The 12075-nt window shown below is 68.6% G+C and carries 9 protein-coding genes; all 9 read left to right on the top strand.

Features of this window, described 5'->3' with window-relative positions; genetic code table 11:
* Positions 1–386 precede the first annotated feature (386 nt).
* The 9 genes from xdhA (at position 387) to LCM32_RS09720 (ending at position 11984) form a co-directional block, all read left to right on the top strand.
* Positions 387–1760, top strand: coding sequence for a xanthine dehydrogenase small subunit (gene xdhA / locus LCM32_RS09760; RefSeq protein ID WP_224820857.1), 1374 nt, complete (start codon positions 387–389; stop codon positions 1758–1760).
* Positions 1757–4216, top strand: a complete 2460-nt coding sequence (locus LCM32_RS09755) for a xanthine dehydrogenase molybdopterin binding subunit (protein ID WP_224820856.1) — start codon at positions 1757–1759, stop codon at positions 4214–4216. Before xdhA ends, LCM32_RS09755 begins: the two co-directional genes overlap by 4 nt.
* Positions 4206–5198, top strand: coding sequence for a xanthine dehydrogenase accessory protein XdhC (xdhC, locus tag LCM32_RS09750; protein WP_224820855.1), 993 nt, complete (start codon positions 4206–4208; stop codon positions 5196–5198). The genes LCM32_RS09755 and xdhC overlap by 11 nt, the downstream gene beginning before the upstream one ends.
* Positions 5195–6712, top strand: coding sequence for an ABC transporter ATP-binding protein (locus tag LCM32_RS09745; RefSeq protein WP_224820854.1), 1518 nt, complete (start codon positions 5195–5197; stop codon positions 6710–6712). The genes xdhC and LCM32_RS09745 overlap by 4 nt, the downstream gene beginning before the upstream one ends.
* A gap of 126 nt (positions 6713–6838) precedes the next feature.
* A complete protein-coding gene (locus tag LCM32_RS09740; protein WP_224820853.1) occupies positions 6839–7921 on the top strand; it encodes an ABC transporter permease in 1083 nt (360 codons plus the stop codon).
* 34 nt (positions 7922–7955) lie between these two features.
* Positions 7956–8876 carry an ABC transporter permease gene (locus LCM32_RS09735; protein ID WP_224820852.1) on the top strand — a complete coding sequence of 307 codons (921 nt, stop codon included), beginning with the start codon at positions 7956–7958 and terminating at the stop codon, positions 8874–8876.
* Between the two features lie 29 nt (positions 8877–8905).
* A complete protein-coding gene (locus tag LCM32_RS09730) occupies positions 8906–9994 on the top strand; it encodes a BMP family ABC transporter substrate-binding protein (RefSeq protein ID WP_224820851.1) in 1089 nt (362 codons plus the stop codon).
* 266 nt (positions 9995–10260) lie between these two features.
* Positions 10261–11340, top strand: a complete 1080-nt coding sequence (locus LCM32_RS09725; protein WP_224820850.1) for an NAD(P)/FAD-dependent oxidoreductase — start codon at positions 10261–10263, stop codon at positions 11338–11340.
* Positions 11337–11984 carry a DUF938 domain-containing protein gene (locus tag LCM32_RS09720; protein ID WP_224820849.1) on the top strand — a complete coding sequence of 216 codons (648 nt, stop codon included), beginning with the start codon at positions 11337–11339 and terminating at the stop codon, positions 11982–11984. The genes LCM32_RS09725 and LCM32_RS09720 overlap by 4 nt, the downstream gene beginning before the upstream one ends.
* Positions 11985–12075: the final 91 nt, after the last annotated feature.

The following is a 12075-nucleotide window of genomic DNA, read 5'->3' as shown; positions in this document are numbered from 1 at the left end:
CGGTCCCCGTGACCGGCCCGCGTGTCTGCCCACGTGTCTGCCCGGAAAATTCGAATTTTCCGGACCGGAATTTTTGAAAATTCCGGACAGGGCTGCGAGGCCGCGCGCGGGGCGTTCGCAGTGGCGTCCTGCCAGCCCCGGCGCAGCGCCCGGCCCTTGATTTCTTCGCCGCAGGGGGCGCCTTCCGCACAGGCGGCGCGCCCCGCCACCACGCTGAATTCATGAGCGTTTCCGCAGGGTCCGCCCAGCCTTTGAGCAGGAAACTCTTGCGCGGTTTCGAATCTGCCTCTTTTCTGTAGTCTGAAAACAACAAGGCCAGCGCCCTTCTACGCCGCATCGAAGGGGTGTGTTTCCGGTCAAACAGGGTAACGCGGCGGAAGAAACATATGGAGATCTCCTTTCTTCTGAACGGAGAGCGGGTGGAGATGGACGTGACCGATCCGACGGTCACGACGCTCGACTGGCTGCGCGAGATCCGGGGGCTGACCGGCACCAAGGAAGGCTGCAACGAGGGCGATTGCGGCGCCTGCACGCTGATGGTCACCGATGAACACGGGCCCCGGGCCGTGAATGCCTGCATCCTCTTCCTGCCCCAGCTGCACGGCAAATCCGTCACCACGGTCGAAGGCCTCGCCGGGCCCGATGGCACGCTGCATCCGGTGCAGCAGGCGATGATCGACAAGCACGGCAGCCAGTGCGGCTTCTGTACGCCGGGCATCGTCATGTCGCTGGCCGCCGCCCATGCCACCGGCGAGACCGATGTGGACAAGGTGCTGGCGGGCAACCTCTGCCGCTGCACCGGCTATGCCCCCATCGTGCGCGCCGCCGAGGCCGCCATGGCCGAGCCCGCCGTGGTCCCTGCCCTGCCCGGCGCCCTGCTGGAGCGCCCCTTCGATCCCGAAGCGGAGGCCGTCTTGCCGGAAACCTCCGATGACCTCGCCGCCTGGTACGCGGCCCATCCCGAGGGCGTCCTCGTGGGCGGGGCCACCGATCTGGGCCTGCATGTGACCAAGGCGCTGCGCCGCCTCGGGCCGGTCGCCTTCCTGCATCGCTGCGCCGATCTTCAGGGCATCGAAGAGACGGAGGAGGCGCTGGTGATCGGGGCCGGCGTCACCATCAGCCAGCTGATCCCGGCGGTCAGCGGGCGCTACCCCGACTTTGCCGCGATGCTGACGCGCTACGGCTCGGTCCAGGTGCGCAATGCCGCGACCATCGGCGGCAATATCGCCAACGGCTCGCCCATCGGGGACGGCCCGCCCGCGCTGATCGCGCTTGGCGCGCGGCTGCACCTGCGCAAGGGCGACACCCGGCGCGAGATCGCGCTGGAGGATTTCTTCCTCGCGTATGGCAAGCAGGACCGGGCACCGGGTGAATTCGTCGAGGCGATCAGCATTCCGCACCAGCCCGACCGGCTGGGCTGCTACAAGCTGTCGAAGCGGTTCGATCAGGACATCTCGGCCGTCTGCGGTTGTTTCAACGTGACGCTGGAGGACGGCCGCGTGGCCGACGCCCGCATCGCCTTCGGCGGCATGGCGGGCATCCCGAAACGCGCCGCCGCCGTGGAGGCCGCGCTGATCGGCGAGGATTGGGGCGAAGAGGCCATCGACGCGGCGTGGAGCGCCTGGGAAGAGGACTTCCAGCCGCTCAGCGACATGCGGGCCTCGGCTGCCTACCGGCTGGAGGCCGCCCGCAACATGCTGACGCGCTACTTCCTCGAGGACATCGGCGCGGCGACGCGCGTGCGGGAGGTCTCGGCATGAGCGTCTCCTCCCCCCTGCCCCATGACAGCGCGAAACTCCATGTCACCGGGGCGGCCCGCTATATCGACGACATCCCGCTGCCCGCCAATGCGCTGCACCTGGCCTTCGGGCTGAGCACGGTGGCGGCGGGCAAGCTCGTCTCCCTCGACCTCGACGCGGTGCGCGCCTCGGAGGGCGTGGTGGCGGTGCTGACCGCCGAGGACCTGCCCTTTGCGAACGATGTTTCACCCTCGGCCCATGACGAGCCGCTGCTGGCCACCGGCGAGGTGCATTACCTCGGTCAGGCGGTCTTTGTCGTGGCGGCCACCAGCCACCTCGCCGCGCGCCGCGCCGCCCGCAAGGCGGCAATGGTCTTTGCCGAGGAGACGCCGGTGCTTTCCATCGAGGATGCGCTGGATTTCGACAGCCGCTTCGAAGAGGGCCCGCGGGTCTACGAGAAGGGCGATGCCAGCGCTGCGCTGGAGGCCGCACCGCTGACGCTGGCGGGCCGGATCGAGATGGGCGGGCAGGAGCATTTCTACCTCGAGGGACAGGCCGCGCTGGTGCTGCCCATGGAGGATGGCGGGGTGCAGGTCATGTCCTCGACCCAGCATCCGACCGAGATCCAGCACAAGGTGGCCGAGGCCATCGGCCAGCCGATGCACGCCGTCCGGGTCGAGACCCGGCGCATGGGCGGCGGCTTTGGCGGCAAGGAGAGCCAGGGCAACGCGTTGGCCTGCGCCTGCGCCGTGGTGGCCCTGAAGACCGGGCGACCCTGCAAGATGCGCTATGACCGCGACGACGACATGGTCGTCACCGGCAAGCGGCACGATTTCCGGATCGACTACGATGTGGGCTACGACGAGACCGGGCGCGTGCTGGCGGTGGACTTCCGGCAGTACACCCGCTGCGGCTGGTCGATGGACCTCTCGCTGCCCGTGGCAGACCGGGCGATGCTGCATGCCGACAACGCCTACCTGCTGGACCACTGCCGGATCGAAAGCCACCGGCTGAAGACCAACATGCAGAGCGCGACGGCCTTCCGGGGCTTCGGCGGCCCGCAGGGGATGCTGGGGATCGAACGGGTGATGGACCATGTGGCCCATGCCCTCGGGCTGGACCCGCTGGAGGTGCGGCGGGTGAATTACTATGCGGAGGCGTCCGGGCTGGATGCGGATGCGCCTGCGGCGGGCGGGGATGGGGGGCTGTCTGCCCCCCCTGCCGCTGACGCGGCATTCCCCCCCGAGGATATTTCCGAACAGCGGATGGACGAAGACGCTGCCTCGCGCGGGGCGACGGATGTGGCAACAGTGGCGGCGGTCCCCGAGGCGCCTTTGGGCGCGCAGACCACGCCCTATGGGCAGGCGGTTGAGGATTTCATCCTGCACGGGCTGACCGAGCGGCTGGTGGAAACCTCGGACTATGCCGCGCGCCGGGCGGCGGTGGCGGACTGGAACGCGGAGCAGCCGATCCTGAAGAAGGGCATCGCGCTGACGCCGGTGAAATTCGGGATTTCCTTCACGCTGACCCATCTGAACCAGGCGGGGGCGCTGGTGCATGTCTACCAGGACGGCTCGATCCACCTGAACCATGGCGGGACCGAGATGGGACAGGGGCTGAACCAGAAGGTGGCGCAGGTCGCCGCCAGCCGGTTCGGCGTGGGCATGGAGGCTGTGCGGATCACCGCGACCGATACCGGCAAGGTTCCCAACACCTCGGCCACGGCGGCCTCCTCCGGGTCGGACCTGAACGGGATGGCAGTGAAGGCTGCCTGCGACACGATCCGGGCACGGATGGCGGATTGCCTGGCGGGGCTCTACCAGACCACGCGCGCGGAGGTGGTCTTCGAGGACGGGAGTGTGCGGATCGGGGGCGAGGTGATCTCCTTCGCCGAGGCCGCGAAACTCTCCTACGAGAACCGGGTGAGCCTGTCGGCCACGGGGTATTACAAGACGCCGAAGGTGGCCTGGGACCGGATCAAGGGACATGGGCGGCCGTTTTTCTACTTCGCCTATGGCGCGGCCGTGGCAGAGGTGGTGATCGACACGCTGACCGGCGAGTACCGCATCCTGCGGGCCGACCTGCTGCACGATGCGGGCAGCAGTCTGAACCCGGCGCTGGACATCGGGCAGGTGGAGGGCGGCTTCGTGCAGGGCGCGGGCTGGCTGACCACCGAGGAACTGGTCTGGGACGGCAAGGGGCGGCTGCGGACCCATGCGCCCTCGACCTACAAGATCCCCGCCTGCGGTGACCGGCCGGAGGTGTTCAACGTGGCGCTCTGGGACGGGCGCAACCCGGAGGAGACGATCTATCGCTCCAAGGCCGTGGGCGAGCCGCCCTTCATGCTGGGCATGTCGGTGCTGATGGCGCTGTCCGATGCGGTGGCGGCCTGTGGGCCGGGCTATCCGGCACTGGATGCACCGGCGACGCCGGAGCGGGTGCTGAAGGCCGTGATGCAGGTGCGCGATGGCGTTTGATGTCGCCCAGCTGAGCCGCGCGGTGGCGCGCGAGGGCCGCGCCGTGCGCGTGGTGATCGCGCAGGTGCGCGGCTCCTCCCCGCGCGAGGCAGGGGCGGCGATGGTCGTGACCGCAGGGAGCGTTGAGGGCACCATCGGTGGCGGGGCGCTGGAACACGAGGCGATCGCCATGGCGCGGGCGCTGGAGGCGCCGAGGCTGGTGACGCGCGCGCTGGGGCCGGAACTGGGCCAATGCTGCGGCGGGTCGGTCGTGCTGGCCTTCGAGCCCTATTGGGCGGCGGATGTGGCGGCGCTAGAGGGCGCGACGGTGGTGGCCCGCGCGGTGGGCGATGCCGGAGAGATGCCGCTGGCGCTGCGCCGGGGGCTGGCCGCGGCCCGGGCGCAGGGCGCGGAGGTGGACGTGGCGCTAGAGGGCGGCTGGCTGATGGAGCCGGTGCTGGTGCCCGCCCGCACGGTCTGGATCTGGGGCGCGGGCCATGTGGGCCGGGCGCTGGTCAACGTGCTGGCCCCGTTGCCGGAGATGGCGGTCACCTGGGTCGATACCGGGGCGGAGCGGTTCCCCGACGCGGTGCCCGAGGGCGTCACGGCGGTGCCCGTGGCCGATCCGGTCCGGCTGGCCGCCCATGCGCCGCGGGACGCCGAACATATCGTGCTGACCTATTCCCACGCGCTGGACCTCGCGCTCTGCGATGCGCTGCTGCGTCGGGGCTTCGGGCGTGCAGGCGTGATCGGATCGGCCACGAAATGGGCGCGGTTCCGTAACCGGCTGGCCGGGATGGGCCACGGGCCCGAGGCCATCGCAGGGATAGCCTGTCCGATCGGGGACCCGGCGCTCGGCAAGCACCCGCAGGCCATCGCGCTTGGCGTGGCGACGCAGATGTTGCGCGCGGGTGCAGTGGTGGGCCGGGCCGTGGGGCCGCATGTGGAACACCCCGTGGCGGGCCCGGACGAAGACCTGAACGAGGGGGAAATGCGCGCGTGAGCCAGTCACTTCTGTCGATCCGGGGGCTGACCAAGGCCTATCCCGGGGTGGTTGCCAATGACGATGTCTCCTTCGAGATCGGCAAGGGCGAGGTCCATGCCCTGCTGGGCGAGAACGGCGCGGGGAAATCCACGCTGGTGAAGATGATCTATGGCCTCGTGAAGCCGGATGCGGGCGAGATGGTGCTGGACGGGCGGTCCTATGTCCCGGCCGAGCCCTCGATGGCGCGGCAGTTGGGCGTGGCCATGGTGTTCCAGCACTTCAGCCTCTTCGACGCGCTGAACGTGGCGGAGAATATCGCGCTCGGCATGGAGAACCCGCCGAAACCGCGGGATCTGGCCGGACGGATCAAGGAGGTGTCGGAGCTTTACGGCCTGCCGCTCGACCCGTTCCGCACCGTGGGCGACCTGAGCGCGGGCGAGCGTCAGCGGGTCGAGATCGTGCGCTGCCTGCTGCAGGATCCCAAGCTGCTGATCATGGATGAACCGACCTCGGTGCTGACGCCGCAGGAGGTGGAGATCCTCTTCCGCACGCTGATGAAGCTGCGCGATGAGGGCACCTCGATCCTCTATATCTCGCACAAGCTGGAGGAGATCCGGGCGCTCTGCGACGGGGCGACGATCCTGCGGCTCGGCAAGAAGGTGGGCACCTGCGTGCCCAAGGAGACCACCGCGCGGGCCATGGCCGAGATGATGGTGGGCAGCGAGCTGCACACCCCCTCGCGCGAGGCCAAGGCCCCGGGCGCGGTGCGGCTGGCGCTGAAGGGGCTGAGCGTGAAGAGCCCCGGTGAATTCGGCACCTCCCTGAAGGGCATCACGCTGGAGGTGCGCGCGGGCGAGGTTCTGGGGCTGGCGGGTGTCGCGGGCAACGGTCAGGACGAATTGCTGGGCGCACTCTCGGGCGAGATCCTCTCGGCCCCGGGCATGGTGGAGTTCGACGGCACGCCGGTGGGCGGGATGGGGCCGATGGCGCGGCGCCGGCTGGGGCTGCTGACCGGGCCGGAGGAACGGCTGGGCCATGCGGCGGCGCCGGACATGAGCCTGACGGAGAACGCCCTGCTGACCGGGGCGGAACGGCGCGGACTGATGTCGAACGGCTTCCTGAAATGGGGCAAGGCGCGCAGCTTTGCCGAAGAGGTGATCGCCCGCTTCGACGTGCGCACGCCCGGGCCGGAGGTGGCCGCGCGGGCGCTGTCGGGGGGGAACCTGCAGAAGTTCGTCATCGGCCGCGAGGTGATGCAGGACCCGCAGGTGCTGGTGGTGAACCAGCCCACCTGGGGTGTGGATGCTGCCGCCGCAGCAACGATCCGGCAGGCGATCCTCGACCTGGCGGCGGGGGGCACCGCGGTGATCGTGATCTCGCAGGACCTCGACGAGCTGATGGAGATCTCGGACCGGTTCGCGGCGCTGAACGAGGGAAGGCTGAGCGACATCCGCCCGGCGCAGGGGCTGACGGTGGACGAGATCGGGCTGATGATGGGCGGATCGCACGGGATGGAGGTGGCGCATGTCTGAGGGCAGGCGGCACCATCCGGGGGAGGCCCTTATCGGGCGCCTTCCCGAGCGGAGAGGCGGGGGGCTGTCTGCCCCCCGGGCCCCCCGAGGATATTTCGGGCAAGAAAATGAAGGGGGGCGCGGCACGTGCTGAAGCTGGAGAAACGACGCCAGCCGTCGCAGGTCTGGGCCTATCTGGCGCCGGTGGTGGCGGTGGTGGCCACGATGGTGGTGGGCGGGCTGCTCTTTGCCTTCCTCGGCAAGGACCCGTTGCTGGCGATCCGGACGATCTTCTGGGATCCGCTGTTCGGGGAGTTTGCCTTCTACTACCGGCCGCAGATGCTGGTGAAGGGCGCCCCGCTGGTGCTGATCGCCATCGGGCTGAGCCTCGGCTTCCGGGCCGGGATCTGGAACATCGGCGCCGAGGGGCAGTACATCATGGGGGCCATCGCGGGCGCGGGGGTGGCGCTGGCCTTCTACCCGCTGGAGGCCTGGTGGCTGTTCCCGCTGATGGTGATCTGCGGCGCGATCGGCGGGCTTCTCTGGGCGATGATCCCGGCGGCGCTGCGGGTGATCTTCGGCACCAACGAGATCCTCGTTTCGCTCATGCTGGTCTACGTGGCCGAGCAGTTCCTCGCCTCGGTTTCGCTGGGGCTGCTGAAGAACCCGGAGGGCTATGGCTTCCCGGGATCGCGGAACCTGCAGCAATACCCGAGCGCCCATAACGCCGAGCTGATCACCGGATCGGGGATGCACTGGGGCGTTGTCGCCGCGCTGATCGCGGTGATCATGGCCTATATCCTGCTGAACCGGCACCTGCTGGGCTTCCAGATCCGGCTGACCGGCGAGGCGCCCCGCGCGGCGCGCTTTGCGGGCGTGAAGCCCAAGCAGCTGGTGCTGCTCTGCATGGGGCTGGCCGGGGCGCTCGCCGGCATGGCGGGGCTTTTCGAGGTCGCGGGCCCCTCGGGGCGGATCAGTATCGACTTCAACGCGGGCTACGGCTTTACCGCGATCATCGTGGCCTTCCTCGGACGGCTGCACCCGGTGGGCATCCTGCTGGCCGGGCTGCTGATGGCGCTGACCTATATCGGCGGCGAAATCGCCCAGTCGAGCATGGGGCTTTCCTCCTCGGCGATCCAGGTCTTCCAGGGGATGCTCCTGTTCTTCCTGCTGATGGTGGACGTGCTGACCAACTACCGGCTGAAGCTCGCCAAGGCGGACGCGGCATGAGCGGTATCGACAAGATCAACGGAGGCATGGGCCCATGGACCTGAGCGCGATCAATCCCGTCCTGCTGGTGGCCTCGCTGATGGTGGCGGCCACGCCGATCCTGCTGGCGGCCATCGGGGAGCTGGTGGTGGAGAAGGCGGGCGTGCTGAACCTCGGCGTCGAGGGGATGATGATCACCGGGGCGATCTGCGGCTTTGCCGTCGCGGTCGAGACCGGCTCGCCCCTGCTGGGGTTCGTGGGCGCGGCGGCCGGGGGCGCGGCGCTCTCGCTGCTCTTCGTGGCGCTGACACAATACGCGCTCGCCAACCAGGTCGCCTCGGGCCTCTCTCTGACGCTCTTCGGCCTCGGCCTCTCGGCCCTCATCGGGCAGGGCTACGTGGGCAAGAAACCCCCGCCCTCCGCGCGGCTCGACATCCCGGTGCTGAGCGACCTGCCGGTGTTGGGGCGCATCCTCTTCAGCCATGACATCATGGTCTACGCGGGCCTGGCCCTCGTGGCCGGGGTCTGGGCCCTGCTGCGCTTCACCCGCGCCGGCCTGATCCTGCGCGCCGTGGGCGAGAACCACGACGCGGCCCATGCGCTTGGCTACAAGGTGCGGCGCATCCGCATCCTCGCCATCCTCTTCGGGGGCGCCTGCGCGGGCATGGGCGGGGCCTACATCAGCCTGCTGCGCGTGCCGCAGTGGGTCGACGGGATGACCGCCGGTACCGGCTGGATCGCCCTCGCCCTCGTGGTCTTTGCCAGCTGGAAACCCTGGCGTGTCCTTCTGGGCGCCTACCTCTTCGGCGGGGTCACCGTGCTGCAGCTGAACCTGCAGGCGGCGGGCCTTGCCATCCCCGTGGAATACCTTTCCATGTCGCCATACCTGATCACCATCCTCGTGCTGGTCATCATGTCGTCCCATCGCAGCGGCGCGCCTGCCTCGCTGGGTCGGACTTTCCACGCCTCTCAATGAGGCCCTGCAATAATAATCGGGAGATGCAGATGAAGAAGAGAACGTTTCTGAAAGGGGCCGCAGCCGCCGTTGCGCTGCCGCTCGCCATGACCGGACCCGCCTTCGCGCAGGAGAAGACCAAGGTGGGCTTCATCTACGTGGGGCCGATCAATGATGGCGGCTGGACCCAGCACCACCACGAGTCCGCCCTGAAGATGGTCGAGGAGATCGGCGAGGACAAGGTCGAGCTGGTCTACCAGGAATCCGTGCCCGAAGGCCCCGACGCCGAGCGCGCCATGACCCAGATGGCCCTGGGCGGCGCCAAGATCATCTTCACCACCTCCTTCGGCTACATGGACCCGACGATCAACGTCGCGGCCAAGTTCCCGGACGTGAAGTTCGAGCACGCCACCGGCTACAAGACCGCCGACAACGTCTCGGCCTATTCCGCGCGCTTCTACGAAGGCCGCGCCGTCATGGGCACCATCGCGGGCCACATGACCAAGTCGAACGTGCTGGGCTACATCGCCTCGGTGCCGATCCCCGAAGTCGTGCGCGGCATCAACTCGGCCTATATCCACGCCAAGAAGGTGAACCCCGACGTCGAGATGAAGATCATCTGGCTCTACACCTGGATGGACCCGGCGAAGGAAGCCGACGCGGCCCGCACCCTGATCGAACAGGGCGCCGACGTGATCTTCCAGCACACCGACTCGACCGCACCGCTGGCCGCCGCGCAGGATGCGGGCAACGTCATCGGCTTCGGCCAGGCGGGCGACATGAGCGAATACGCGCCCTCCCCGCGCGTCTCGTCGATCATCGACAACTGGGCGCCCTACTACGTGTCGCGCGTTGAAGCGGCCATGGACGGCACCTGGGAAAGCCACAACGTCTGGGAAGGCATCGGTGACGGCATGGTCGGCATCGGCGAGATCTCCGACGCGGTCCCCGCCGAGGTGAAGGCCGAGGCAGAAGCCATGCGCGACGCCATCGCCGCGGGCGAATACCACCCGTTCACCGGCCCGCTGAAGAAGCAGGACGGCAGCGACTGGCTGGCCGAAGGCGAAGTGGCCGATGACGGCACGCTGGCCGGCATGAACTTCTACGTCGAAGGCCTGACGGGCGAAATCCCGCAGTGATCCACGTGATCGGCGCCGCACACGGCGCCACATGACACGAAGGCCCGCGCTTTTGCGCGGGCCTTTTCGTTTGGCTGCAATGCACACCGAACCCGCGCTTGTTCGACTGTTCGCGAAACAAGAATAACGCAGCGTCAAATCGTTCAGTCCAGCCGCATAAATCGCGCCACGCCCAAGAGATATGCATTTTCGGCAGTCCACGTATCTCCTGCAGGACTACCAACAATCAAGAAGCTGTGTCATTTTGTCCTAATGGGAGGAGAAATTTGGCAGACATCCTGATCATCGGGGGCGGTGTTGCCGGCGTGACTGCGGCAGCCCGGCTGGCCGAGGACGCCTCGGTCACCCTGCTCGAAGCGGAGCCTTCACTCGGCTACCACGCGTCGGGCCGGTCGGCGGCGATTTTCATCGCGCAATACGGCAATGAGACGATCCGCGCGCTGAACCACGCCAGCCTGCAAGAGCACCACGCGACAGACGGTGGCGTACTGACCCGCCGCGGCCTGATGCTCGTCGGCCGTCCGCAGGAACGCGCGGCCTTCGAGGCCGAGGCGGCCGCCAACGACATGGCCCCGATCACCGTCGCCGAGGCCCGCGCGGCCGTGCCGATCCTCAACCCCGTCACCTGCGCCTATGCGGCGTGGTACGACGAAGCCTATGACATGGACACCCACCGGATCATGGAGAGCGCCCGCAAGCGCGCCCGGTCCCTCGGGGTCGAGATCGTCACCGGCGCCCGTGTCACGGCGATCAGCCGCGCGGACGGCCACTGGGAGGTGGAGACCGCCGGGCGCAGCTTCCGCGCCGCGACGCTGGTCAATGCCGCCGGGGCCTGGGCCGACGAGGTCGCCGTCATGGCGGGCCTGCGCCCGATGGAGATCCGGCCCTTCCGCCGCTCCATGGCGCGACTGCCCGCCCCCAATGGCGCGGATACGACCGGCTGGCCCTTCATGGATGGCGTGAACGAGAGTTGGTACGCCAAGCCCGACACCGGCGGCCTGCTGGTCTCCCCCTCCGAGGAAGACCCGGTCGCGCCCCATGACGCATGGGCCGACGACATGGTGCTGGCCGAAGGGCTGGCGCGCTACGAGGAAATGGTCACCGCCCCGGTCACCCGGGTCGAGACCTCCTGGGCCGGGCTGCGCAGCTTTGCGCCCGACCGCACCCCGGTGATCGGCCGCGCGCCCGATTGCCCCGATTTCTTCTGGCTTGCCGGACAGGGGGGCTACGGCTTCCAGACGGCCCCGGCGGCCAGCCGACTCGCGTCCGATCTGCTGATGGGACGTTCCCCCGCCTTGCCCGCCACCGTGGTGGGCGCACTCTCACCGGAAAGGTTCGCGGCATGACGATCGACACGCTGTCCCCCACACTCGACACTCCGCCCGCTGGCGCGTTGAGCAGCCCGGCCGCGCAGAGGAACGTCGAGCCGATCCTGCACGCCCTCGACAGCGTGGTGCCCGAGACCGGCAAGGCGCTCGAGATTGCCTCCGGCACCGGCGAGCACGTGGTGCGCATGGCGGATCGGTTCCCGGCCCTGTCCTGGCAGCCCAGCGACATGGACCCGACGCGGATCGCCTCGATCGACGCCTATGTCGCGGCGGCGGGCCTGCCGAACCTGCGCCCCGCGATCCGCATCGACGCCACGCGGCACGGCTGGTCCGCGATCCACGGCGGCAACGACCTGATCGTGGTGGTGAACCTGCTGCACCTGATCTCGGCCGACGAGGCCGACATGGTGATCGAACAGGCGGCCAAGGCGCTGAACCGCGGCGGGCGGCTGGCGGTCTATGGCCCGTTCCGGCGCAACGGCAAGCTGACCAGCGACGGGGACATCCGCTTCGATGCGGAGCTGAAGACCCGCGACCCGCTGATCGGCTACAAGGACGACGTGGAAATGACGAAGATGCTGCACGCCAACTGGCTGGAGCTGGAGAAAGTCGTCGAGATGCCCGCCAACAACCTGATGTTCGTCGCGCACCGGGCGAACTGACTCCGGTCAGGAACCGTTCTGACGACCATCTGACGGGGCGTCATTTGCCCCGGGCCCACCGGATCTGATCCGGATCAAAGTTGCAACCTTT

The sequence above is a fragment of the Pseudooceanicola nanhaiensis genome (assembly GCF_020171315.1).
GTDB classification, from domain to species: Bacteria; Pseudomonadota; Alphaproteobacteria; order Rhodobacterales; family Rhodobacteraceae; genus Pseudooceanicola; species Pseudooceanicola nanhaiensis_A.
Note: the sequence above shows the minus strand (reverse complement) of the source record. Positions and strands in the feature narration are given on the sequence as shown.

Bases quoted from the DNA above. Each gene is read 5' to 3' on its own strand.
- LCM32_RS09730 (WP_224820851.1), top strand. From the start codon at position 8,906: ATGAAGAAGAGAACGTTTCTGAAAGGGGCCGCAGCCGCCGTTGCGCTG.
- xdhA (WP_224820857.1), top strand. From the start codon at position 387: ATGGAGATCTCCTTTCTTCTGAACGGAGAGCGGGTGGAGATGGACGTG.
- xdhC (WP_224820855.1), top strand. From the start codon at position 4,206: ATGGCGTTTGATGTCGCCCAGCTGAGCCGCGCGGTGGCGCGCGAGGGC.
- LCM32_RS09755 (WP_224820856.1), top strand. From the start codon at position 1,757: ATGAGCGTCTCCTCCCCCCTGCCCCATGACAGCGCGAAACTCCATGTC.
- LCM32_RS09735 (WP_224820852.1), top strand. From the start codon at position 7,956: ATGGACCTGAGCGCGATCAATCCCGTCCTGCTGGTGGCCTCGCTGATG.
- LCM32_RS09720 (WP_224820849.1), top strand. From the start codon at position 11,337: ATGACGATCGACACGCTGTCCCCCACACTCGACACTCCGCCCGCTGGC.